General features: G+C 64.7%; 23 protein-coding genes. 10 read left to right on the top strand and 13 right to left on the bottom strand.

Going from position 1 to position 22,182, the window contains the following annotated elements; all coding sequences use genetic code 11:
* Nucleotides 1–136: 136 nt before the first annotated feature.
* Together ACVILL_RS09010 and lepA are read right to left on the bottom strand one after the other, a co-directional pair.
* Entirely contained in the window at nt 137–466 is a 330-nt protein-coding gene (locus tag ACVILL_RS09010; protein WP_456728743.1) for a hypothetical protein, read from the bottom strand.
* Nucleotides 467–744: 278 nt separating this feature from the next.
* On the bottom strand, nt 745–2,556 hold the full coding sequence (gene lepA / locus ACVILL_RS09005) for a translation elongation factor 4 (protein WP_456728742.1): 1,812 nt from the start codon (nt 2,554–2,556) through the stop codon (nt 745–747).
* Nucleotides 2,557–2,673: 117 nt separating this feature from the next.
* On the opposite strand from lepA, the gene ACVILL_RS09000 reads away from it, so the two are divergent.
* The 4 genes from ACVILL_RS09000 to ACVILL_RS08985 all read left to right on the top strand — a co-directional run bounded on the left by ACVILL_RS09000 (nt 2,674) and on the right by ACVILL_RS08985 (nt 5,302).
* Nucleotides 2,674–2,961, top strand: a complete 288-nt coding sequence (locus tag ACVILL_RS09000) for a hypothetical protein (protein ID WP_456728741.1) — start codon at nt 2,674–2,676, stop codon at nt 2,959–2,961.
* Nucleotides 2,962–3,330, top strand: a complete 369-nt coding sequence (locus tag ACVILL_RS08995) for a hypothetical protein (protein WP_456728740.1) — start codon at nt 2,962–2,964, stop codon at nt 3,328–3,330.
* Nucleotides 3,270–3,515 carry a M15 family metallopeptidase gene (locus ACVILL_RS08990; RefSeq protein WP_456734214.1) on the top strand — a complete coding sequence of 82 codons (246 nt, stop codon included), beginning with the start codon at nt 3,270–3,272 and terminating at the stop codon, nt 3,513–3,515. Before ACVILL_RS08995 ends, ACVILL_RS08990 begins: the two co-directional genes overlap by 61 nt.
* Nucleotides 3,516–3,688: 173 nt before the next feature.
* Nucleotides 3,689–5,302, top strand: coding sequence for a glycosyltransferase family 39 protein (locus ACVILL_RS08985; RefSeq protein WP_456728739.1), 1,614 nt, complete (start codon nt 3,689–3,691; stop codon nt 5,300–5,302).
* A 157-nt stretch (nt 5,303–5,459) separates the two neighbouring features.
* On the opposite strand, the gene ACVILL_RS08980 is transcribed toward ACVILL_RS08985, so the two are convergent.
* From ACVILL_RS08980 to ACVILL_RS08960, 5 genes are all read right to left on the bottom strand, one after another.
* Nucleotides 5,460–5,786 carry an HPr family phosphocarrier protein gene (locus ACVILL_RS08980; protein WP_456728738.1) on the bottom strand — a complete coding sequence of 109 codons (327 nt, stop codon included), beginning with the start codon at nt 5,784–5,786 and terminating at the stop codon, nt 5,460–5,462.
* The gene (locus ACVILL_RS08975; RefSeq protein ID WP_021076632.1) at nt 5,783–6,184 is read right to left on the bottom strand and encodes a PTS sugar transporter subunit IIA; all 402 of its coding nucleotides are present in this window, start codon (nt 6,182–6,184) and stop codon (nt 5,783–5,785) included. Before ACVILL_RS08975 ends, ACVILL_RS08980 begins: the two co-directional genes overlap by 4 nt.
* A gap of 214 nt (nt 6,185–6,398) precedes the next feature.
* Nucleotides 6,399–6,839 carry an HPr kinase/phosphorylase gene (locus tag ACVILL_RS08970; RefSeq protein ID WP_456728737.1) on the bottom strand — a complete coding sequence of 147 codons (441 nt, stop codon included), beginning with the start codon at nt 6,837–6,839 and terminating at the stop codon, nt 6,399–6,401.
* Nucleotides 6,836–8,572: a stimulus-sensing domain-containing protein gene (locus ACVILL_RS08965; protein WP_456734213.1), complete on the bottom strand. Its 1,737-nt coding sequence runs from the start codon at nt 8,570–8,572 to the stop codon at nt 6,836–6,838. Before ACVILL_RS08965 ends, ACVILL_RS08970 begins: the two co-directional genes overlap by 4 nt.
* Before the next feature lie 182 nt (nt 8,573–8,754).
* On the bottom strand, nt 8,755–9,456 hold the full coding sequence (locus tag ACVILL_RS08960; RefSeq protein ID WP_016843287.1) for a response regulator transcription factor: 702 nt from the start codon (nt 9,454–9,456) through the stop codon (nt 8,755–8,757).
* 238 nt (nt 9,457–9,694) lie between these two features.
* Here ACVILL_RS08960 and ACVILL_RS08955 point away from each other — a divergent pair, with 238 nt between their 5' ends.
* The 3 genes from ACVILL_RS08955 (at nt 9,695) to ACVILL_RS08945 (ending at nt 13,000) form a co-directional block, all read left to right on the top strand.
* Nucleotides 9,695–10,429 carry a HugZ family pyridoxamine 5'-phosphate oxidase gene (locus tag ACVILL_RS08955; protein WP_456728736.1) on the top strand — a complete coding sequence of 245 codons (735 nt, stop codon included), beginning with the start codon at nt 9,695–9,697 and terminating at the stop codon, nt 10,427–10,429.
* A 285-nt stretch (nt 10,430–10,714) separates the two neighbouring features.
* Nucleotides 10,715–11,203 carry a hypothetical protein gene (locus ACVILL_RS08950; RefSeq protein ID WP_456728735.1) on the top strand — a complete coding sequence of 163 codons (489 nt, stop codon included), beginning with the start codon at nt 10,715–10,717 and terminating at the stop codon, nt 11,201–11,203.
* 180 nt (nt 11,204–11,383) lie between these two features.
* Entirely contained in the window at nt 11,384–13,000 is a 1,617-nt protein-coding gene (locus ACVILL_RS08945) for a phosphoenolpyruvate carboxykinase (protein ID WP_456728734.1), read from the top strand.
* 215 nt (nt 13,001–13,215) lie between these two features.
* Here ACVILL_RS08945 and rocF read toward each other — a convergent pair whose 3' ends face one another.
* The 3 genes from rocF to ACVILL_RS08930 all read right to left on the bottom strand — a co-directional run bounded on the left by rocF (nt 13,216) and on the right by ACVILL_RS08930 (nt 17,907).
* Nucleotides 13,216–14,193: an arginase gene (gene rocF / locus ACVILL_RS08940; protein WP_456728733.1), complete on the bottom strand. Its 978-nt coding sequence runs from the start codon at nt 14,191–14,193 to the stop codon at nt 13,216–13,218.
* A 125-nt stretch (nt 14,194–14,318) separates the two neighbouring features.
* On the bottom strand, nt 14,319–15,137 hold the full coding sequence (locus ACVILL_RS08935; RefSeq protein WP_456728732.1) for an acyl-CoA thioesterase: 819 nt from the start codon (nt 15,135–15,137) through the stop codon (nt 14,319–14,321).
* Between the two features lie 226 nt (nt 15,138–15,363).
* A complete protein-coding gene (locus tag ACVILL_RS08930; protein ID WP_456728731.1) occupies nt 15,364–17,907 on the bottom strand; it encodes a glycogen/starch/alpha-glucan phosphorylase in 2,544 nt (847 codons plus the stop codon).
* A gap of 267 nt (nt 17,908–18,174) precedes the next feature.
* Here ACVILL_RS08930 and ACVILL_RS08925 point away from each other — a divergent pair, with 267 nt between their 5' ends.
* Nucleotides 18,175–18,408 (top strand): hypothetical protein, encoded by a 234-nt coding sequence (locus ACVILL_RS08925; protein ID WP_456728730.1) that lies wholly within the window; start codon nt 18,175–18,177, stop codon nt 18,406–18,408.
* 252 nt (nt 18,409–18,660) lie between these two features.
* Here the strand turns inward: ACVILL_RS08925 and ACVILL_RS08920 are convergent, their stop codons facing one another.
* Nucleotides 18,661–18,963, bottom strand: coding sequence for a GIY-YIG nuclease family protein (locus ACVILL_RS08920; RefSeq protein ID WP_456728729.1), 303 nt, complete (start codon nt 18,961–18,963; stop codon nt 18,661–18,663).
* A gap of 205 nt (nt 18,964–19,168) precedes the next feature.
* On the opposite strand from ACVILL_RS08920, the gene ACVILL_RS08915 reads away from it, so the two are divergent.
* Complete coding sequence (locus ACVILL_RS08915) at nt 19,169–19,600, top strand: hypothetical protein (RefSeq protein WP_456728728.1); 432 nt, start codon at nt 19,169–19,171, stop codon at nt 19,598–19,600.
* A gap of 65 nt (nt 19,601–19,665) precedes the next feature.
* On the opposite strand, the gene ACVILL_RS08910 is transcribed toward ACVILL_RS08915, so the two are convergent.
* Nucleotides 19,666–20,463 carry a DUF2865 domain-containing protein gene (locus ACVILL_RS08910; RefSeq protein WP_456728727.1) on the bottom strand — a complete coding sequence of 266 codons (798 nt, stop codon included), beginning with the start codon at nt 20,461–20,463 and terminating at the stop codon, nt 19,666–19,668.
* A 287-nt stretch (nt 20,464–20,750) separates the two neighbouring features.
* A complete protein-coding gene (pyrE, locus tag ACVILL_RS08905; RefSeq protein WP_092122894.1) occupies nt 20,751–21,314 on the bottom strand; it encodes an orotate phosphoribosyltransferase in 564 nt (187 codons plus the stop codon).
* A gap of 207 nt (nt 21,315–21,521) precedes the next feature.
* On the opposite strand from pyrE, the gene ACVILL_RS08900 reads away from it, so the two are divergent.
* Complete coding sequence (locus ACVILL_RS08900) at nt 21,522–22,148, top strand: glutathione S-transferase family protein (protein ID WP_456728726.1); 627 nt, start codon at nt 21,522–21,524, stop codon at nt 22,146–22,148.
* The last annotated feature ends 34 nt before the right edge of the window (nt 22,149–22,182 follow it).

The following is a 22,182-nucleotide window of genomic DNA, read 5'->3' as shown; positions in this document are numbered from 1 at the left end:
TGGTGGCGCATCCGTTCGCTATCGGCAAGCGCGCCTGCTCGCTGCGTGGATATCGCAGCGCGCATGGCTCGGCGCGATGTGAGCTCACATCACGCAGAGCTTCGGACCGCGCGGAAACGCCGCGGTCGGATTCAGGCTAGCCGCACTGCCAGGCCCGGCCGATCGGCGTCCAGGTCCAGCACGGACCGAAACTGCCGCCATTGTAGCGGCCGCGGTAGAAGCCGGGGCGGCCGAAATAATACCAATCGCCGCCGTACCAGTATTGCGGAGCGTAGTCCGGCCGGCCGCGCGCGGCGCCGCGCGGGCCGAACACCGGAATGGTTTCGTTGCGCGGCTGGCGGTAGCCGGGCAGGAAGCCATAGCCGTGCCAGCGGGCGGTCTGCCGCTTCTTCGAGGACGCGGCCGAGCTCGGGTCCGGCTGCAGCAATGCGAGGATGACGACGAGGAGGGACAAGATGCGCAACATGACCCGAGTCTAGTCGGGCCGCCGTGCGATGGCGATTCAAATCATGGTGCGTTTTGTTGCTGGGACAACAACCGGCAACTCGCCCGAAGGCCGTCGCCTCAGCTATCCGCCTTGGGCGCGGCGATGAAGGCTTCCTGCGGCATATCGACCTTGCCGAACTGCCGCACCTTCTTGTTGACGGCTCCTGTGCATGGGGTTGTTTTCGACTTTTTGTCGCCGGGCCCCGAACCGCGCGGATCAGACCAGCCGCGTCACGCTCGACGCGGCTGATCGACGCCTCAGCTGTCCACCTTCAGCGCGGCAATAAAGGCTTCCTGCGGGATGTCGACCTTGCCGAACTGCCGCATCTTCTTCTTGCCTTCCTTCTGCTTCTCCAGAAGCTTCCGCTTGCGCGTGATGTCGCCGCCGTAGCACTTCGCGGTGACGTCCTTGCGCAGCGCGCGGACGGTTTCGCGCGCGATCACCTTGCCGCCGATCGCCGCCTGGATCGGGATCTGGAACATGTGCGGCGGGATCAGCTCCTTCATCTTCTCGACCATGGCGCGGCCGCGGCCCTCGGCGCGGGTGCGATGCACCAGCATCGACAGCGCGTCGACCGGCTCGGCGTTGACGAGGATCTGCATCTTCACGAGATCGGCCGGCTTGTAGTCGGTCAGATGATAGTCGAACGAGGCGTAGCCCTTGGACACCGACTTCAGGCGATCATAGAAATCGAACACCACCTCGTTGAGCGGCAAATCGTATTTCACCATCGCGCGGGAGCCGACGTAAGTCAGCTCTTTCTGCGAGCCGCGGCGGTCCTGGCACAGCTTCAAGACGCTGCCGAGATATTCGTCAGGGGTGAGGATCGTGGCCTCGATCCACGGCTCCTCGATCTCGGCGATCTTGACCACGTCGGGCATGTCGACCGGGTTGTGGATCTCGATCTCGGTGCCGTCGGTCAGCTTCATCTTGTAGATGACGCTCGGCGCGGTCGCGATCAGGTTGAGATCGAACTCGCGCGACAGCCGCTCCTGGATGATCTCCAGATGCAGCAGTCCGAGGAAGCCGCAGCGGAAGCCGAAGCCGAGCGCGGCCGAGGTTTCCATCTCGTAGGAGAAGCTGGCGTCGTTCAGCCTGAGCTTGCCCATCGCGGCACGCAACGTCTCGAAATCGTTGGCGTCGACCGGGAACAGGCCGCAGAACACCACCGGAATCGCCGGCTTGAAGCCCGGCAGCATCTCGCTGATCGGCTTCTTGTCGTCGGTGATGGTATCGCCGACGCGCGTGTCGGCGACTTCCTTGATCGCCGCGGTGATGAAGCCGATCTCGCCGGGGCCGAGCTCCTCGACCTGCTCCATCTTCGGGGTGAAGAAGCCGACGCGCTCGATGTCGTAGGCGGCGCCCGTGCCCATCATGCGGATGCGGCTACCCTTCTTCATCACGCCGTCGACCACGCGGATCAGCACGACCACGCCGAGATAGACGTCGTACCAGCTGTCGACCAGCAGCGCCTTCAAGGTCGCGTCGCGGTCGCCCTTCGGCGGCGGCAGCCGGGTGACGATCGCCTCCAGCACGTCGGGCACGCCGACGCCGGTCTTGGCCGAGATCATCACCGCATCCGACGCGTCGATGCCGATCACGTCCTCGATCTGCTGCTTGACCTTCTCGGGCTCGGCCGCCGGCAGGTCGACCTTGTTCAGGACCGGCACGATCTCGTGATTGTTGTCGAGCGCCTGGTAGACGTTGGCGAGCGTCTGCGCCTCGACGCCCTGGCTGGCGTCGACCACCAGCAGGGAACCCTCACAGGCCGCCAGCGACCGCGAGACCTCGTAGGCGAAGTCGACATGGCCGGGCGTGTCCATCAAATTGAAGATGTAATCCTTGCCGTCCTTGGCCCGGTAGTTGAGGCGCACGGTCTGCGCCTTGATGGTGATGCCGCGCTCGCGCTCGATATCCATCGAGTCGAGCACCTGCTCCTTGCCCGCCATTTCGCGATCCGACAGGCCGCCCGTCATCTGGATCAGGCGGTCGGCGAGGGTCGACTTGCCATGGTCGATATGGGCGACGATGGAGAAGTTGCGGATGTTCGAAATCGGGGCGGTTGTCATGGGGCGCGGGATAGCATCCGCACCCCCGCGCGGGCAACCATATTGCGGTATTTTGCAGGGGTGTGACGGCGAATCACCAGGGATTTCCGACGGGGTCGCGGTGATCGATTTTCGGGCATGTTTCTGCCAGGTCTGGCGGCCGTCGCGCTGTTGTACTACGCCGGCCATGGCATCCAGCTGCGCGGCACGAATGATCTGGTGCCGGTGTCGGCGAATCCTGTGCGCGAGGCCGACGTCGATTTCCCGATGGTCGATGTCGGCCTCCTGCTGCGGCAGATGCCGGCACAGGTCGCGACCGCCGATCCGCCGGCGACGGTGATCCCGCAGCAGCCAAGCCTGCCGCCGCCTAGCGCTTCGCCACCGACACCGAATGTCGCGCTGATCGATCAGGCCGGAAAGCGCTGAATGGCGGTGCGAGCAGCGGCCTGCATCGTAGCCTTGCTGGCGCTGCTGCCGCCGCTTGCGCATGCTGAGAGCAAGGGCGAACTGCTCGACCGCCTGGTGCGCGCCTATCCCGATGCGCTGTCCGGGCGCGACGACACCACGATCACCTGGCGCGACGGCACGGTGATGCCGGTCGATGACGGCGTCTCCGATAAGCCGTTCGATCAGATGCACCAGCCTTATCTGTCCGGGCCATCGGCGCCGCCGGCTCCGAATGTCGATCCCGGCCGCTTCCGCAACGAGGCCTTCTTCAGGAAGATGTACGGCGACTGCCACACGGGGTCGCCGAGCGGCTCAAGCAGGTCTCCGCCGCGATCGACTTCAACCTGAAGGTCTCGGATTACTGGCTGCGGGCGGGCAAAAGGGAAGGCAAGGGCAAAACCATCCCCTACAGGAACCGGATGCCGCGAGAGATCGTCGACATCTTCGAGCGCCACGGATTCATCTGGGGCGGCAAGTGGTACCACCACGATCCCATGCATTTCGAGTACCGGCCGGAGCTTCTCGACAAGTGAATCGGCCGGCTTGAGGCGTTCTCACGCCAAGCTGATTTCACTGGCCACAAAAACGCGCTAAAGCGCGCTGAAGTGCTGGTGAGCAACCACTCATCGCGCTTCCGCTTCCACTCGGTATGATCCCTCCGGAAAGCCATTCTCCACTTTTCCGGGGTCATGCCTCAGGCCAGGCCATGTCGACCGCTTCCATTCTCCCCGCCACCCGGCGCACCACCCGCAGGCTGACGATCCGCCGGATCGCGGCCTGGATCGCCTCGCGCGCCATCGATCCCCGGACCAGCCTGTGGTTCGTGATCAGCTTCGCGCTGGTCCACGCGGTGCTGTGGACGCTGATCCTGGTCAAGCTCAAGGCCGCGCAGGACGTCCACATGGACGTCGCGGAGGCCTATGCCTGGGGCCAGCGCTTCCTGCTCGGCTATGGCAAGCATCCGCCGCTGTCGGGCTGGATCGCAGGCGTCTGGTTCAGGATTTTCCCGGTCACCAACTGGTCGACCTATGCGCTCGCGATGGCGACCGTCAGCTTCGCGCTGGTGGTGTGCTGGCTGATCGCGCTGCGCGTCGTCGATCGTCGCCGCGCGTTCTTCATGGTGGTGATGCTCGCGCTCTACCCGATCTTCAATTTCAAGGGCTTCAAGTACAACGCCGACCTCGCGCAGCTGGTGCCGCTGCCGCTCCTGGTGCTGGCCTATCTGAACGCATTCGAGAAGCGCAGCTTCAAGTCGGGGCTCTGGCTCGGCTTTGCCGGCATGCTGGCGCTGATGACCAAATACTGGGTGGTGACGATGATCGGCGCCATCGGGCTTGCCGCGCTGATCCATCCGCAGCGGACCCAGTTCCTGCGCTCGCCGGCGCCGTGGGTTGCGATCGGCACGATGCTGGTGGCGATGATTCCGCATCTGGTGTGGCTGGAGGAGGTGAACTTCGTGCCGTTCACCTATGCCGGCGACGTCTACGCGCTGTCGAGCCGCGAGCTCAACGTCCAGCTCGTGATCGGCTACATCATGCACAATCTCGGGCTGCTCGCGGTTCCCGTCGTGCTCGGCCTGGTCGCGCTGCTGCTGGGGTCGGTGCCGTGGCGGCCGTCCGACGTGCTGGCACGGATCTGGTCGCGCGGACCCAATCCAGCCGTCAACCTGCCGCAGGCGCTCAATGTCTGGATCATCCAGCTGATCGTCGCGATCGGGCCGCCGCTCGGCGCGCTGGCGTTCACCGTCTACATCAAGACCGATTGGGGCATCCCGCTGTTCTTCCTGGTGCCGCTGGCGCTGGTTGCGATCCCCTCGCTGCGCTTCCCGCGCATGGCGCTGTTCGCGATCACGGCGATCTGGTTCGTCGCTACGATCGTCACGCTGATCGTCGCGCCCAGCATCGCCACGCAGGAGATCGCGTCCAACCATACCGGCGGCTCGACCTATGCCGCGCGCTCCGAGCTCGCGCGCGAGCTGACCCAGACCTGGCAGGCCAAATTCCATTCGCGCTGGGCCGTGGTCGTCGCGCGGTCCGACATCGGCGAGCCGATGACGTTCTACAGTCCGGATCATCCGGCATCGCTGGTGCCGGGCGAAGCATGGTCGTCGGGGCTGACGTCGCTCGACGAAGCCAAGCGGCTCGGCTTCATCGGCATCTGCGACACCACCGATCCGGTGTTCCTGAAGCCGTGCGAGGCATGGATGGCGGAGCATGCCAAGGATGCCGAGCCGCTGGTGATGACCACCATGCGCTTCTTCAACGGCCATCCCGGACCGTCGACGGCGTGGAAGGTCTATCTGGTACCGCCGGCGAAGTAGCCTCCGCTCAGGGGGCTGTAAATCCTCTCAACCTCGTCATTGCGAGGAGCCATAGCGACGAAGCAATCCATCTCCGGACCCGCCGCGCGATGGATTGCTTCGCTTCGCTCGCAATGACGGGACGGATAAATCACGGCCTCTCAGGATGAGGCTGCACTTAGGTGCCTTCCTCGTTGAACTTGCTGGCAACGAGCTCGGCGATGGCGTCGAGCGCCTGCTGCGCCTCGTCGCCCTTGGCGGAGACCACCACCGTGGTGCCGGGCCCCGCGGCGAGCATCATCAGGCCCATGATCGAGGTGCCGCCGACGGTTTCGCCGCCGCGCGTCACCCAGACCTCGGCGTTGAAGCGCTCGACCAGCTGGACGAATTTCGCCGACGCCCGCGCATGCAGGCCACGCTTGTTGATGATCAGGAGTTCACGGGAAATGGCGCCCGCTGGCACGCCCGGGCCTGCCTGGTTCTCGCCCGGGGCCTCGCCGCTCATTTGCCTGCGAGAACGCGGCTGGCGATGGTGACGTATTTGCGGCCGGCTTCCTGGGCCATCGCAATCGCGTCGGGTAGCGAACGCTCCTCGCGAACCTTGGCAAGCTTGACCAGCATGGGAAGATTGATGCCCGCGAGCACTTCCACCTTGGGGCGGCTCATGCAGGAGATCGCGAGGTTCGACGGCGTGCCGCCGAACATGTCGGTGAGGATCGCAACGCCGTCGCCGCTATCGACGCGGTTCACCGCCTCGATGATGTCGCTTCGACAGAGATCGGAATCGTCTTCCGCACCGATCGTAATCGCTTCAATTTGTTTCTGCGGACCCATGACGTGTTCGAGCGCCGCTCTGAACTCGTCGGCAAGGCGCCCATGGGTCACCAGCACTAGACCAATCATCGGAAACTCCTCGCGGGCGCCCTTTGGTGCACCGCACGAACGCGCCACTTTGACCATCCAGAGGCCCTGCGCAAGAGGGCATCTTGGCTAGTCTCCCGGTTCCTGGCGGTAGAGAGGGGAGGCTGCGCCGGCAAAATCCGACGCGATAGTGGAGGTGATATGGTTACCAATTCCCTTCCCACAATTGGCCGCAAGATTACGGGAACATGAACTTTCAGGTTGTCGTCAGCGCAGCGACAACCAGCGGCAGGGGTTGGAAGCCGGCAGGGACGGGAATTCGCGGTACTGAAACACCATTAAGGCGGACAGTGAGTGCTTCCGGCGGCGGCAGCCGTGCGGCGTCGTCAGCGGCGAGGTCGACAATCAGACCTACCAGCGCCTCGTCCGCGAACGGACAATGGCGGATTCCGAGGCCTCGGATCTCGATCAGGCCGGCCAATTGCCGGGCCGGGCGAACCCACAATTGTTCGCCGGCTGTGTCGAGATGGACACGGTCATCCCCAACCAAAATGGCTGGCGGGAGCGCTCCGGTGCGCCCTGCGAGAATCAGATCGAAGGCGAGACGCGACTTGCCGGCGCCCGACGGGCCGCGGATCAGCACCGCACGCTCGCCGACCAGAACGGCGGATGCGTGCACGCTGGAATTGTCACTCATAGGGTTGGCAGCCTGACCACGAAGCGTGCGCCGACGATGGTTGGCTTGCCGTCTTCATCCGCAGGGCCCGGACGGTTCTCGGCCCAGATGCGCCCGCCATGCGCTTCGATGATCTGCTTGGAGATCGACAGCCCGAGGCCGGAGTTCTGGCCAAAGCCCTGGTGTGGCCGGTCGGTGTAGAAGCGCTCGAAGATCCGCTCCAGCGCGTCCTCGCCGATGCCGGGCCCGTCATCGTCGACCACGATCTCGACCTCGCCGCGGCTGCGGCGGCAGACGATGCGCACCTTGTCGCCCGGCTTGGAGAACGATTGCGCGTTCGACAGCAGGTTCGAGATCACCTGGCCGAGCCGCGAATCATGGCCGGGCACCGAGAGCGTGTCGGTCGGTCCGCGGCCCTCGAAGCGGGCTTCGACCGCGACGTCGTGGCCGAGCCGGGTTTCGTTGGCGACGCCGGTCAGCGTCGTCAGCAGTCGGCGCAGATCGACCGGCGCCATGTCCTGGCGCTGCAATTCGGCATCGAGCCGGCTCGCGTCGGATATGTCGGAGATCAGGCGGTCGAGCCGCCTGACGTCATGCTCGATCACGGCGAGCAGCCGCGCGCGGCTGTTGTCGTTGCGCGCCAGTGGTAGCGTCTCGACCGCCGAGCGCAGCGAGGTCAGCGGATTCTTCAGCTCGTGGGCGACATCGGCGGCGAACATCTCGATCGCCTCGATGCGGCTGTAGAGCGCGTTGGTCATGTCGCGCAGCGCGCCGGAGAGATGGCCGATCTCGTCGCGGCGTCCGGTGAAGTCGGGAATCTCGACGCGGGTCTGGATGCGATGCCGGACGCGTTCGGCGCCGTCGGCGAGCCGCCGCACGGGGCCTGCGATCGTGCTCGCGAGCAGCAGCGACAGCATGATCATGACGGCGGAGGCGACCCCGCCGATCTTGAGGATGGCGAGGCGCTCGGACATCACCAGCTGGTCGATGTCGTCGCCCTGGGTGGTCAGCATCAATGCGCCGCGCACGGCGCGGAAATGCTGCACCGGAACGGCAACCGACACGATGATCGCGCCGCGTTCGGTGACGCGCACGGCGCTGCCTTTCATGCCCTCGAGCGATTGCGCGACTTCGGAATAGCCCCTGCCGCCTTCGGGCCCGAGCTCGCGGTAGATCGGCAGGTCGCCGCGGTTCATCCAGGTCTTGATCGTGGCCTTGGTCTTCTCATACAGCGACGGCTTCTCCGACGGCGGCGGCAGCTCCATGCGCAGCACGTCGCCGCGCGCGAACAGGTTGCGGCTGTCGAGGATCAGCCCGCCATCGCGGTCGAAGATGCGGGCCCGCGTCTTGGTCGGCGCGATCAGGCGGCGCAGGACCGGCGCGACCCGCTCGGGATTGATCGGGAAATCCGCCGATTCATCCGGCTGGCCATAACTTTCGCCGGGCTTGAGGTCGAGCAGGCGATCGGGATCGATGGTGACGGTATTGCCTTCGACGGTGGCCGAGGCCGCGATCGCCTCCGAGATGATCTCGGCATAGACCAGGAGGCTCTGGGTGCGGGCCTCGATCAGGCCGGCACGGAATTGCGAGAGATAGAGGATGCTGGCGACCAGCGCGACGAGGCCGGCAAGGTTGAGCGAGACGATGCGCCGCGTCAGGCTCGAGAACGACAGCGCGAAGAAGAACTGCCCGGCGCGGCGCAGCCAGCCGAGCGGGCGGCGCCAGCCCTTGTTCTGCGCCAGGTCGTCGGACAGGGCCTCATGATCGAGGAGCTGTGACGCGTCCTCGGTGTTCTGGCCTTGCTCGAGCTGCGTTCGATCAAGCACTGGCAAAGCTGCCGGTTGGTATGGATGTCGTCCCGCGAAGCAGACTGTCGCCCGACCTTACCCCAGCCGTGCGCTGCCTGTCAGTTAACAAGCCGCCCGGGAAGTGCAGATCAGGCTTCCTTGAAGCGATAGCCGACGCCGTACAGAGTCTCGATCATCTCGAAATCGTCGTCGACCACCTTGAACTTCTTGCGCAGCCGCTTGATGTGGCTGTCGATGGTGCGGTCGTCGACATAGACCTGGTCGTCATAGGCCGCGTCCATCAGCGCGTTGCGGCTCTTCACGACGCCGGGGCGGGTGGCGAGCGCCTGCAGGATCAGGAATTCGGTCACGGTGAGGGTCACCGGCTCGTTCTTCCAGGTGCAGGTATGGCGCTCCGGGTCCATCCGCAGCAGGCCGCGGTCGAGCGCGCGGGCGTCCGGCTCCTTCGGCGCGGCGGTCGGGTCCTTCGGCTGGCCGCGGCGGAGCACGGCCTTGACGCGTTCGACCAGCAGGCGCTGCGAGAACGGCTTGCGGATGAAATCGTCGGCGCCCATTTTCAGGCCGAACAGTTCGTCGATCTCTTCATCCTTCGAGGTGAGGAAGATCACCGGCAGGTCGGACTTCTGGCGCAGCCGGCGCAGCGTTTCCATGCCGTCCATGCGCGGCATCTTGATATCGAGGATCGCGAGATCGGGCGGCGACGTGCGAAACCCATCCAGCGCCGACGCACCGTCCGTGTAGGTCATGATGCGATAGCCTTCGGCTTCCAGCGCGATCGAGACCGAAGTGAGAATGTTGCGGTCGTCGTCGACCAAGGCGATTGTGGGCATGAGCTGCTTTCACAATGAGAGTGGCTTAAACGGCGGGCACTCTGGCGACGCGCCGTAGAATTGGGCTTCGAACGCGGTCAACGAGCAATGCAAGCTGGGCTGAAGTGTGACCGAGTTCCGCAAAAACGCTCTGCGACCCACGCGTTGGACCCCCATATAGCACCCTGAGACCATGAGAAAAGGCCCTTTTTTTCACCGGGAACCGGCCCATTTCGCCCTCAAATGACCCGAGAGGCCCATGCAACCGACCGCCGACTTTGACCCTGCCCATCTCGCCCACTCGCTGCTTCGCCGCAGCCGCCAGGGCGCGCTCGCCACGCTGATGGCCGTCAGCGGCGATCCCTATTGCTCCCTGGTCAATCTGGCCAGCCACCCCGACGGCTCGCCGATCCTCCTGATTTCCCGGCTGGCGCTGCACACCAGGAACATCCTGGCCGACAGAAGGGTGTCGCTGATGCTGGACGAGCGGGCCGAGGGCGATCCGCTGGAGGGGGCCCGGATCATGCTGGCCGGCCAGGCGGATGAGGTCGCAGACGCCGGGCGGGAGCTCGTCCAACGGCGCTATCTCGCCGCCCATCCGTCGGCGGAAGCCTTTGTGGAATTTAAGGATTTTTCGTTCTTTCTGATTCGGCCGAGCGGCGCCCATCTGGTTGCGGGGTTCGGCCGCATCGTCGACCTCAAGCCCGCGCAATTCCTGACCGATCTCGGCGGCGCCGAAGCCCTGCTGGAGGCCGAGCCGGGCGCGGTGGCGCACATGAACGAGGATCACCGCGAGGCGATGAATCTCTACGCCACCCGGCTGCTCGGCGCCGAGAGCGCCGACTGGCTCTGCACCGGCTGCGATCCCGGCGGCATGGACATGCAGGCCGGCCGCAGCACGCTGCGGCTCGATTTCCCCGAGCGCGTCAGCAACGGCACCGAGTTGCGCAAGATGCTGGTGCGCCTCGCCGGCGAGGCCCGCGCCAGGGCATAGGCAAGGCATAGGCAAGGCATAGGCAAGGCATAGGCAAGGCATAGGCAGGAAATCGAGCAGACCAGTCCTCGAACGGCGGTGCTGCGCCGACGAGGCATGGTGTCGCATGGGCCGCGCGGCTAGGCGCGTATTGCTCGAAGTGGAGTGTGATGTCTTCCAATCGAACGCCGCGTCTCTGACAGCGCGATCATTTGGGGCGGGCGTATCGCGCCATCACCCGGCATCATCTTGGCGCGCGCGATGCGTGTGCGAGTATTTCCGGCAATGCTGCACAGGACAACGGCTTTGATCGCGATGCCCAAATCGCGATGCCTAAGTCGCGTTGTTGCTCGGGCGAGATTTGCGCTGATTGCGTTATCATCAATCACGTATCGTCGGCGCACGCGAACGGGCATTGCGGAACATTCGCTGTCGTCGCGCATTGAAGTTACCAGCTTCGACGATCGGCTGTTGAGTGCGATCGAAGCTGCTTGTGTGCAGCACAATGGGTGCTTGTCCGCGTGCAACACCGTAGCGCACGACATGCTTGGCACAGCGGCGCTGCGTCAACTCGCGGCAGCTTGTCTCAACGACACATCCTCAGCGGGAAATGCATACCCGGCATTCTGGGTGTTGTCTGGCGCCAGTACGAGCCGATCGCTGGCACTCTTTGTGCATCGCAACGCCTCGTTCTCAGCTGGAAAGACCACGAAACACCGTCTGGCCAGCGTGAAAACAACGAGAAAACGAAAGCAAAGCGAAACGGTTTCGCGCTGCGGTATTTGCGCCGGATGATGTGCCTGCCTTGGAATAAACCAAAAGCCGTTGGACTGGCTTGGCAAGCCCGGCGATCCCCACTATTAGGTCGCCGGACCGGGGCCGAGAGGCTATATTCTGATGACGGTCATCACCGCGACGGGGCGCGATTAGCGACATTCGCGCGAACAAGGATACGCGGGTTCGAGGAGGTTCTTCGTGCAAGAGACGGGCGTGCATAACGGTGCCTTCGGTGCCGACAAATTCGGCTTAAAAAATCTCAAGGGCGTGCATTGGAACTATGGTGCGCCTCAGCTCTACGAGCATTCGCTGCGCAACGGCGAAGCGGTGCTCTCGGCCGATGGCGCGCTTTGCGCGGATACCGGTGAGTTCACCGGTCGCAGCCCGAAGGACAAGTTCACGGTCCGCGACGGCCTGACCGACAAAAGCATGTGGTGGGCGGGCAACCAGTCGATCACATCGGAGCAGTTCGCAGCGCTGCATGCCGACTTCCTCAAGCATGCCGAAGGCATGACGCTGTTCGCGCAGGATCTCTATGGCGGCGCCGATCCGAAGCATCGGATCAAGACGCGCGTGTTCACCGAGCTCGCTTGGCACTCGCTGTTCATCCGCACGCTTCTCATCCGCCCCGAGACCTCGGAGCTCGCGAGCTTCGTGCCGGAACTCACCATCATCGACCTGCCGAGCTTCCGCGCCGATCCGAAACGGCACGGCTGCAAGTCCGAGAACGTCGTCGCGATCGATTTCGCCCGCAAGATCGTCCTGATCGGCGGGTCTTATTATGCCGGCGAAATGAAGAAGAGCGTGTTCACGACGCTGAACTTCTATCTGCCCGAGAAGGGCGTGATGCCGATGCATTGCTCGGCCAATGTCGGTCCCGACGGCGACACCGCGATCTTCTTCGGCCTGTCTGGCACCGGCAAGACTACGCTGTCGGCTGATCCCAAGCGCACGCTGATCGGCGACGACGAGCATGGCTGGAGCGAGGACGGCGTCTTCAATTTCGAAGGCGGCTGCTACGCCAAGTGCATCAAGCTCTCGGGCGAAGCCGAGCCGGAAATCTATGCCGCCAGCAAGCGCTTCGGTGCGGTGCTGGAGAACGTCGTGCTCGGCGCGAATGACCGCGTACCCGATTTCGACGACGGCTCGAAGACCGAGAACACCCGCTCGGCCTATCCGCTCGATTTCATTCCGAACGCCTCGCGCACCGGCCGCGCGCCGCAACCGAAGAACGTCGTGATGCTCGCCGCCGACGCGTTCGGCGTGATGCCGCCGATCGCCAAGCTGACCCCGGCGCAGGCGATGTATCACTTCCTGTCCGGCTACACCGCGAAGGTCGCCGGCACCGAGCGTGGTCTCGGCAACGAGCCGCAGCCGGAATTCTCGACGTGCTTCGGTTCGCCGTTCCTGCCGCGCGATCCGTCAGTCTACGGCAACATGCTGCGCGAGCTGATCGCCAAGCACAATGTCGATTGCTGGCTGGTCAACACCGGCTGGACCGGCGGCAAGTACGGCACCGGCCGCCGCATGCCGATCAAGGTGACGCGTGCGCTGCTGACCGCGGCGCTGAACGGCTCGCTTCGCAACGCCGACTTCCGCACCGACAGGTATTTCGGCTTCGCGGTGCCGACCTCGCTGCCGGGCGTCGAGCCGCACATCCTCGATCCGATCAAGACCTGGGCCGACAAGGCCGAGTTCGACAAGACTGCGCGTGCGCTGGTCGGCATGTTCCAGAAGAACTTTGCCAAGTTCGAAGCGCAGGTCGACGCCGAAGTCCGCGCCGCCGCGCCGGAAGTGAAGCTCGCGGCGGAGTAAGGCGCGCAAGCGATACGCGATTTGAAAAGGCGGCCTTCGTGGCCGCCTTTTTTGTTTTGATGTATCCGAAGATCACAGCTCTCGATCCGTCACCCTGAGGAGCCGCGCAAGCGGCGTCTCGAAGGGTCGACGGGCACCAGTCGGGCCCGTGCATCCTTCGAGACGCGCGTGCCGCGCTCCTCAGGATGACGGGACAGGGAGCGATGCGCGCGCCCTTACTCGCCCATCTCGGGCAGCACGGCGTTGCTCGGCGTCTGCCTATCGGTGATCTGCAAACCGAACAGGCTGCCGATCAATTCGACCGCGACGCGCGCGGTGCGGCCGCGCTCGTCGAGGAACGGATTGAGCTCGACGATATCGAGCGAGCGCACCAGTCCGGAATCGTGCAGCAGCTCCATGATCAGATGGGCTTCCCGATAGGTCGCGCCGCCCGGCACCGTGGTGCCGACGCCGGGTGCGACTTCCGGATCGAGGAAGTCGACGTCGAACGAGACGTGCAGCACGCCGTTCCTGGCCCTGACGCGCTCGATCACGCGGCGGGTCAGCACGGCGACGCCGAACTCGTCGATCTGGCGCATGTCGGCGATGGAGACGTTGCGCTGCCGCAGCAGCTTGCGCTCCAGCGGATCGACCGAGCGCGTGCCAATCAGGTCGAGCTGATCCGGCGGGATCGGGGCGCGCGGCAGCCCGCCGAGCAGGTCGTCGAGGCCGGGTTCGCCGCACAGGAACGCCGCCGACATGCCGTGCATGTTGCCGGTGATGGTGGTGGCCGGCGTGTTGTAGTCGGCATGCGCGTCGACCCACAGCGCAAACAGCGGCCGGCCCTTTTCCTGCCAGTAGCGGGCGACGCCGTTGATCGATCCCATCGACAGCGAGTGATCGCCGCCCATGAAGATCGGGATCGCGCCGGAATGCGCCAGCCAGTAGGCGCGCTCGGACAGCGCGCGGGTCCAGGTCTTCACCTCGTCGTAGAATTTGGTGTTGGCCGGCGCCGGGCCGTCGGCGACGACCTGCGGGATCGCAAGGTTGCCGTGGTCGTCAACCTGGAAGTCGAGCTGCTCGAGCAGGCGCGCGATGCCTGCGGTGCGCAGCGCGTCCGGGCCCATCAGCGGACCCGGCTGAGACGCGCCGATCTCGATGGGAACGCCAAGCAGCGCGATGCGGGACGATCTGGAATTGTCGACTTCGGACATGCGGCAATGCTCCCAAAGGCCAGTGCTCCCAAAGGCGTGGAAACAGAAGCGACGCGCCAATGTTCCCTCAACCCTTGAAATAGGCAATCCGTTCAATTCCGACCATGTGGATAGCTCGGGTGGGATTACGCCTTGAAGTAAGCGATCTGCGTCGTGGTCGCGAGCAGGCGGCCGGAGGGCGACCACAATTCGCCGTGCTGGTCGCCGTAGCTCTTGTGGAAGATTTTTGCGTCGGCTGTGGCCAACACGCGGGTGGTATCTTCGGCGTCGAGATCGGCTGCGTCGGTGTGGAAATAGGTCGTCAGCGACACCGTGCCGAACGGCACCAGCTCACTCCTCGCATGGAAGACGCGGCCGAAAAAGGCATCCGACATCGACATCAGCGACAGCGCATCGAGCTTGCGCGGCACGCGGTCGGCGATCCAGAGCTTTGAATAGGGGCTCGACGGCTCCTTCGCGGCGCCGCCGCCGAGTTTCGGCTCGCCCTCCGCGAAGCGGAAATCGTACTGGTTGGCCCAGGTCATCGCGAGCCTCGGATAGGACCGCAGCTCTTCGAACGGCACGGCGCCGGGAAACTCGGCCGGCTGGTGCGACCAGGACGGGCGGCGCTCGGCGAACACCGCGGTCGCCAGCGTCGCGACCTCGCCGCCGCCTTGCGTCATCTCGACCGACCAGTGCTGGCTCGAGCGGTTGGCCTTCACCAGGCGGACATCGAGATCGAATACGCCCTCGGCGACCGGTGCGCAGTAATTGACCGTCAGCGCCAGCGGATCGCCGGCGCGCTGCGGGTGCTGCATCAGCGCGCGCAGGATGGTCGCGGCGGTGCAGCCGCCGAACGGGCCGACGAACGCCCAGTAATCCGGGCTGGTCCGCCCCTGCCAGCGGCTGTCGCCGGCGGTCACGGCGGTTGCTTCGTCGAAAAGGTGCGGGGTCCTGGTCAGCATGCAATTCCTTAAGTACCGATCTGTTCGTCGTCATTGCGAGGAGCTCGCGACAAAATTGCAAAGCAATTTTGCGCTGAAGCGACGAAGCAATCCATCCATCCGCATGTAGGGAGAGATGGATTGCTTCGCTAACGCTCGCAATGACGGCGTGAGTTCACAACGAATATCGCGGGCTCTCGCGCCGAATTCAATGAGGTCGGACGTAATCGATTTCCGCGCCCCGGGATTATCCCTTCGCCTCGCGCTGTGCTCCGAGCAGCGGCGGTGCGGTCGGATGCACCGGCACGTGCCAGATGTCCTCGGCATATTCGCGGATGGTGCGGTCGGAGGAGAACCACGCCATGCGCGCCACGTTGAGGATCGAGGCGCGGGTCCAGGCCGGGATCACCTGCCAGCGGGCGTCGATGCCGCGCTGCGCGTCGTAGTAGGAATCGAAATCGGCCGAGACCATGTAGTGGTCGAGATAGCGCAGCGCGTGCCCGATCGAGGCGAAGCGCGCGGCATCGCCCGGCGAGAACTCGCCGCTCTCCACCGCACGGATCGCGCGCTCGAGCCGGGGCGATTTGCGGATGATGTCGCCGGCGTCGAGCCCCTGCTTGCGGCGGACCATGACGTCGCCGGCCTCCAGGCCGAAGATCGCGATGTTCTCCGGCCCGACCGCATCGCGGATCTCGATATTGGCGCCGTCGAGCGTGCCGATCGTCAGCGCGCCGTTCAGCGCGAGCTTCATGTTGCCGGTGCCGGAGGCCTCCATGCCGGCGGTCGAGATCTGCTCGGACAGATCGGCGGCCGGGATGATCACCTCGGCGAGGCTGACATTGTAGTCGGCGAGGAAGGCGACCTTCAGCTTGCCGCCGAGCGAGGCGTCGTTGTTGACGACCTCGGCGACGTCGTTGATCAGCTTGATGATCAGCTTGGCGTAGCGGTAGCTCGCCGCCGCCTTGCCCGCGAAGATTTTTACCCGCGGCACCCAGTCGCGCTGCGGTTCGTCCTTCATCGCGTGGTACAGCGCGATCGTCTCGAGGATATTGAGCAGCTGCCGCTTGTATTCGTGGATGCGCTTGATCTGCACGTCGAACAGCGCCGACGGATCGACCTTGACGTTGTTGCGCTCGCCGATCAGCCGCGCCAGCGCCAGCTTGTTGTGATGCTTGACGTCGCGGAAACGCTTCTGGAATTCGAGGTCGCTCGAATGGGTCTCGAGCCGCTCGAGCAGCGAGAAGTCGTCGAGCACGGCCTCGCCGCAGGCCTCGCGCAGCAGCGCGGTCAGCCGCGGATTGGCCAGCATCAGCCAGCGGCGGAAGGTGATGCCGTTGGTCTTGTTGGTGATGCGCGACGGATAGAGATGATGGAGGTCGTGGAACACGGTCTCCTTCATCAGGTCGGAATGCATCGCGGACACACCGTTGATGCGGTGCGAGCCGACGAAGGCAAGCTGGCCCATCCGCACGCGGCGGCCGCTGCGCTCGTCGATCAGCGAGACCGAGGCGCGATATTCGATGTCACCGGGGAAACGCTCCTCGGCGAGCGCGAGATGGGCCACGTTGATGCGGTAGATGATCTCGAGATGGCGCGGCAGCAGCCGCTCGAACAGTTCGACCGGCCAGGTCTCGAGCGCCTCCGGCAGCAGCGTGTGGTTGGTGTAGGACAGCGTCGCGACCGTGATCTTCCAGGCCTCGTCCCAGCGGAAACTGTGCAGGTCGACCAGGATGCGCATCAGCTCGGTGACCGCAAGGCTCGGATGGGTGTCGTTGAGCTGCACGGCCGCCTTCTGCGCGAGGTTGCGCAGGCCGCCGTCGGAGGCGAGGTGCCGTTTCACGAGATCCTGCAACGAGGCCGAGACGAAGAAATATTCCTGGCGCAGCCGGAGCTCGCGGCCCGCCGCGCTCTCGTCGTTCGGGTAGAGGAATTTGCAGATCGCTTCCGCGCGCGCCTGCTCGGCGCTGGCCGAGACGTAGTCGCCGGTGTTGAAGACGTCGAGCTGGAGCGGGTCGGGCGCATGCGCCGACCACAGCCGAAGCGCGTTGACGTGCTGGCCGCGCCAGCCGACGATCGGTGTGTCGTAGGCCATCGCCTCGACGGTTTCCGCCGGGTGCCAGGTGGCGAGGTCGCGGCCGCGGTCGTCGACATGCTCGACATGGCCGCCGAAATGGACGTTGTAGACCACCTCCGGCCGCTGGAATTCCCAGGGGTTGCCGAAGGCGAGCCATTCGTCGGGATATTCCTGCTGCCAGCCGTGGTTCATGATCTGGCGGAACAGGCCGAAATCGTAGCGGATGCCGTAGCCGGTCGCGGGGATTGCCAGCGTCGCCATGCTCTCCATGAAGCAGGCCGCGAGCCGCCCGAGGCCGCCATTGCCGAGCGCCGCATCCGGCTCGCATTTGCGCAGGTCGGAAAGATCGACGCCGAGGTCGCCGAGCGCGGCCTCGAACAGCGGCAGCAGCCCCATATTGTTCAGCGCGTCGGTGAACAGGCGGCCGATCAGGAATTCCAGCGACAGGTAATAGACGCGCTTGGCGCCGGCGTCGTAGCTCTGCTTCTCGGCCGTCAGCCAGTGGTGCACGATGCGGTCGCGTAGCGCCAGCGCCGCCGCCTTGTACCAGTCGCGCCTGGTGGCAACGGTGGCGTCCTTGCCGATCGCGAGCCGCAGCTTGGCCAGGATCGCGCTCTTGATCTCGGTCAGCGCCAGCTCGTCGATCGGCTGGTTCAATGCCGGGTAGTCTGTTTGTTCCTGCAACGCGCCCAATCCCTGCCGTTCAGATCGGAACATGATGCGATGACGCGCATCATGATTCCCATCTCCTAGTCCGAGCATGGTCCCCCGGAAATCCCGGTTCCCGCGGTTTTCCGATCATACTCCAGCGCAATGATACGCGCCTTGCATGGCAACCGAAACCGGGACGATACCCATACACAGCGTTGCCACGATTTTATGCAAAGACCGGGCCGCTTCGGGAACCTTCCGGAGCCACCCTCACGGGTGCTACGATCGGCTGCGAAAGCCGGCATTTTGCGACAATTTGGCGGAGGATGCGTGATGAGACTGCTGATCGAGATCGCGGCCGCAGCCTTGCTCGTGGTGTGCATCACGGCGACCAGCGCGGCCTACGCGGCGGGCAAACCGGGCCGCAGCGCCGACGGCCTGACCTGCAGCTTCAGCGTCGCGCAGAACGCCTCACCGGCCGCGCGCTGCGCCGCCATCAAGCGGCAATGCGGCGGCAAGTTCTACGCAAATGCCTGCGGCGACAGACTGCTGTCGGCAGCGAATTGAGCGGCCGCGCAACGCGCCTTCACGCGCAACGGGAACACCGTGGTGACACGGATACCCAGAAATTAAGAAGTTCTCTACAACCACACCTGTCGCCCGTGGGGCGGGCACGATTTTTAGCTCCGACGCATTTCATTCCGAAGCAATTATTTTCAACGGGCCGCTGACCTGGTCAGCGGCCCGAATTGCTTTTGGGGGAGGGCGCAATAGGCGCGATGCGCACCACATCGTCGTCCTGGCGAAAGCCAGGACCCATTACCCCAATTGCCAGATGAGGTCCGACAAGTCGTTCCAATCCGGATTTTCCGCTTCGATCAGCTTGATCTTCCAATCGCGCTTCCAGAACTTCAGCTGCTTCTCGCGTGCGATGGCTTCCTGCGGTGTCGCGAATTCCTCAAGGTGAACGAGGCGGAAGACTTCGTATTTATGGACGAACTTGGAACCGCGGCCCGAACGATGCAGTTCGAGCCGGGTCCGAATATCGTTGGTGACGCCGATGTAGAGCGTTCCGTGATGACGGCTCGCGAGGATGTAGACGTAGTAGGTGCCGGTGCTCATTCGTGGCCCGAACTCGCTTCATAATGCCCAGTCGGGGTAATGGGTCCTGGCTTTCGCCAGGACGACGCTCGGGGGCAGTCTATAAACCAACCATAAATCAAATAGAACGAATTAAGAACACTTTAGCAAGTCTTTGATATATCATTGTGATTCGGTGCTTGCGCCGACACAATATCTATGGTCTCCAAGTCTCCGCGAGGACTACATGTCCACCATCGCCTTTGATCAATTCGCTCTGACCCGGATTGCCGATTTCGCGCGGTCGCTGTCGCGGCTGCATCAGGCCTCGCGGCGCCAGCCGATCGACGACGACCAGCTCGATCGCGAGTTCAACGCGGTCTGCATGTCGATCTGGGGCTACACCACGGATGATTTCAGCGACGAACTGTTCTCGGACGCGGATCACGCCTGGCTCGATTCGCTCGACGAGGCGCATGCGCGGATCTTCGCCGGCGAGCAGGGCTACGATCTCGTCGACGAGCACGGCATGCTGACGGACTGGTGGGGCTATTGCTGGATGATCCTCGCCGAGAAGCGCGGCATCCTCAACCCGGAGAACCGCGCCGCCGCGCGGGCCGCGATCGAGGAGAAATACATGGCCGCGCCGAACGTGATCGGCGTGATCGTGGCGCGCTAGCAATTTCTGATGTCGTCATTCCGGGTTCGATGCTTTGCATCGCCCCGGAATGACGCCCTAGTCTATCAGTTCACCTCGGCCCGCTTGGCGGGCTTTGCAGCGTTGCCCTTCGGCGCAGCAGACGACGGCGCCGGCGGCGCGGCATCGCGGCTGGTTTCCGGCAGGGGTGCTTCGCCGGCGATTTCCGCGCTGACCGGCGCGACCTTCATTTCGCCGAGCCGGGCGCGAACCGCCGCGGTCAAGCCGGGATAGGAGGCGACCGGCGTGAAGTCGAACGACTGCTCGTTGCCGACGCGGATGCCGGTATAGGCGACCAGGCCGTCGGTGGTCGCGATCACGTCGCCGGCGCGCAGCGAGGCATCGAGCGCGAGGTCGACCGGTGCGAGCCCCGCCGGGTCGCGGCCGTTGCAGGTGCAGTCGGCGCGCAACGCCTTGCGATAGGCGAAGGCATTCTCGCTGTCGGCGTAGCGCTCGCCGGTGGTCGATGCGGAACTGTCGATATGGCTGCCGTAGTAGACCTTGGTCGCGCTTGCGGGGCAGAAGGCCTGGCAGAGCTGCGCCGGGGTGGCGTTGCCGCGCATCGTCAGCGGAAAATACTTGCCGTCGCATGTGCGCACGCAATAGGCCGGCCCGGAACCGGCGACGCGCGGCGCAGAGACCGGTGCCGACGTCTGGCGTTCCGGCTGCTGGTTGAGGCCGAACGGGTCGGCGAAGAAATTGGCTTGCGGCGGGGCCTGCCGGCCCTGCTGCTTCTGGGCACCGCCGAAGAAGAAGTCGAACAGCCCTTCGGCTGAGACGGGAGCGGGCACGACTAGCACAGAACCCGCAAACGCTGCGGCGGCAAGCATCACGCGGCGCCGCATGCGCCGATCACTCAACTCTGTACGCAACGCCAACTCCACCCGACGCGTCACGCCGCGGCGACAAGGTGCCCCGGCGGACTCACCATAGGATGGGATGGTAAACGAGCGATTGATTGTGCGTGACGGCGTCACAAGAAACGACGAGCGGCGCCATGCTCTCGTGGCCTGGATGCTGCGCAGCACGAAGTGGTGCGCTGCCAAGCCGGGGCCCAGCGATCGGCGGAAGCATGGGTCCCGGCTCTGCGGCGCATCGCTATGCGCTGCACCGCGTCCGGGACACGCGAGTCTCAGTCCTTCAGGAACTCACCGGCCTTGTAGAGCGCGCGGAACGGCAAGCCGGCTTCGGCAAAGGTCTCGGTCGCGCCTTCCTCGCGGTCGACCATGGTGAAGACCAGCGCGATCTCGCCGCCGGCCTCGCGCACCGCTTCGACCGCCTTCAGCGCCGAGCCGCCTGTCGTGGTGACGTCCTCGACGATCACGATGCGCTTGCCGGCGAGCGACTCGCCCTTGGCGAGGCCTTCCACTGCGAGCCGCGCGCCGTGCTCCTTCGGCTTCTTGCGCACGAAGAAGGCTGCGATCGGGTGGCCCTTCAGCCAGGACAGCTGCGCGATGGCGCCGGCGAGCGGCACCGCGCCCATCTCGAGCCCGCCGACGAAATCGAGCCGGTCGTCCTTCAGCGCCTCATAGGTGAGCTCGGCGAGCAGCGCCGCGCCCTCGGGATCGAGCATCGTCGGCTTCAGGTTGAAATAGAAGTCGCTCTTGCGGCCCGACGCCAGCGTGATCTCGCCGCGGCCGAACGAGCGCTTGCGGATGATCTCGGCGAGGCGGGCGCGGGAGGCTGATTTGGACAAGGCTTTTCCCTGAGGGTTTTGGGGCTTGGGGCGGCCGGCAATCTATCGGCGGTCACCGGCACATTCCAGCGGGTAAATCCCGTCGTCAACAGCGCCCACGTCGCGATTTCCGCGGGCGAGCTTTCCGGAAAGCGCGGTTGTGCGGCCGCTCCATTCCCCGTAAGCAGACGCCAAACACTCTGCCAAATATTTGCACGGGAAGCGGAAATGACCATCGAGCTGCACACCTGGAACACGCCCAACGGCCGCAAGATCTCGGTGGCGCTGGAGGAAATGGGGCTGCCCTACAAGGTGATCCCGGTGAATATCGGCAAGGGCGAGCAGATGGCGCCGGCCTTCCTCGCGATCAGCCCGAACAACAAGATCCCGGCGATCGTCGATCCCGATGGTCCCGGCGGCAAGCCGGTCAGCATCTTCGAGTCCGGCGCGATCCTGCTCTATCTCGGCGAGAAGACCGGCAAGTTCCTGCCGAAGCCGCTGGCGGAGCGGATCCCGGTCTATGAGTGGCTGATGTGGCAGATGGGCGGTTTCGGCCCGATGCCGGGCCAGGTGCATCATTTCATCGCGCTGGAGAACGAGCAGGACCGCGCCTACGGCCTGAAGCGCTACATGGCCGAGACGCGGCGGCTGTACGGCGTGCTGGACCGCCGGCTCGATGGCCGCGACTTCGTCGCCGGCGAGCTCTCGGTGGCCGATTTCGCCATCCTCGGCTGGGCCTGGCGCCATCCGCGCCACAAGGTCGATCTGGCCGACTTCCCCAACGTCAAACGCTGGTACGAGGCGCTGATGGCCCGCCCCGCGACCAAGCGGGGCATGGAGGCGAAGCTGGATTGAGGAGAGCTGGAGCGTCCTTGCCTTCTCCCCTTGT

The sequence above is a fragment of the Bradyrhizobium sp. USDA 3364 genome (assembly GCF_054056355.1).
This window is presented reverse-complemented; position numbering and strand designations above follow the sequence as displayed.

Bases quoted from the DNA above. Each gene is read 5' to 3' on its own strand.
- ACVILL_RS09010 (WP_456728743.1), bottom strand. From the start codon at position 466: ATGTTGCGCATCTTGTCCCTCCTCGTCGTCATCCTCGCATTGCTGCAG.
- lepA (WP_456728742.1), bottom strand. From the start codon at position 2,556: ATGACAACCGCCCCGATTTCGAACATCCGCAACTTCTCCATCGTCGCC.
- ACVILL_RS09000 (WP_456728741.1), top strand. From the start codon at position 2,674: ATGTTTCTGCCAGGTCTGGCGGCCGTCGCGCTGTTGTACTACGCCGGC.
- ACVILL_RS08995 (WP_456728740.1), top strand. From the start codon at position 2,962: ATGGCGGTGCGAGCAGCGGCCTGCATCGTAGCCTTGCTGGCGCTGCTG.
- ACVILL_RS08985 (WP_456728739.1), top strand. From the start codon at position 3,689: ATGTCGACCGCTTCCATTCTCCCCGCCACCCGGCGCACCACCCGCAGG.
- ACVILL_RS08980 (WP_456728738.1), bottom strand. From the start codon at position 5,786: ATGAGCGGCGAGGCCCCGGGCGAGAACCAGGCAGGCCCGGGCGTGCCA.
- ACVILL_RS08975 (WP_021076632.1), bottom strand. From the start codon at position 6,184: ATGATTGGTCTAGTGCTGGTGACCCATGGGCGCCTTGCCGACGAGTTC.
- ACVILL_RS08970 (WP_456728737.1), bottom strand. From the start codon at position 6,839: ATGAGTGACAATTCCAGCGTGCACGCATCCGCCGTTCTGGTCGGCGAG.
- ACVILL_RS08960 (WP_016843287.1), bottom strand. From the start codon at position 9,456: ATGCCCACAATCGCCTTGGTCGACGACGACCGCAACATTCTCACTTCG.
- ACVILL_RS08955 (WP_456728736.1), top strand. From the start codon at position 9,695: ATGCAACCGACCGCCGACTTTGACCCTGCCCATCTCGCCCACTCGCTG.
- rocF (WP_456728733.1), bottom strand. From the start codon at position 14,193: ATGTCCGAAGTCGACAATTCCAGATCGTCCCGCATCGCGCTGCTTGGC.
- ACVILL_RS08935 (WP_456728732.1), bottom strand. From the start codon at position 15,137: ATGCTGACCAGGACCCCGCACCTTTTCGACGAAGCAACCGCCGTGACC.
- ACVILL_RS08930 (WP_456728731.1), bottom strand. From the start codon at position 17,907: ATGTTCCGATCTGAACGGCAGGGATTGGGCGCGTTGCAGGAACAAACA.
- ACVILL_RS08925 (WP_456728730.1), top strand. From the start codon at position 18,175: ATGAGACTGCTGATCGAGATCGCGGCCGCAGCCTTGCTCGTGGTGTGC.
- ACVILL_RS08920 (WP_456728729.1), bottom strand. From the start codon at position 18,963: ATGAGCACCGGCACCTACTACGTCTACATCCTCGCGAGCCGTCATCAC.
- ACVILL_RS08915 (WP_456728728.1), top strand. From the start codon at position 19,169: ATGTCCACCATCGCCTTTGATCAATTCGCTCTGACCCGGATTGCCGAT.
- ACVILL_RS08910 (WP_456728727.1), bottom strand. From the start codon at position 20,463: ATGCGGCGCCGCGTGATGCTTGCCGCCGCAGCGTTTGCGGGTTCTGTG.
- ACVILL_RS08900 (WP_456728726.1), top strand. From the start codon at position 21,522: ATGACCATCGAGCTGCACACCTGGAACACGCCCAACGGCCGCAAGATC.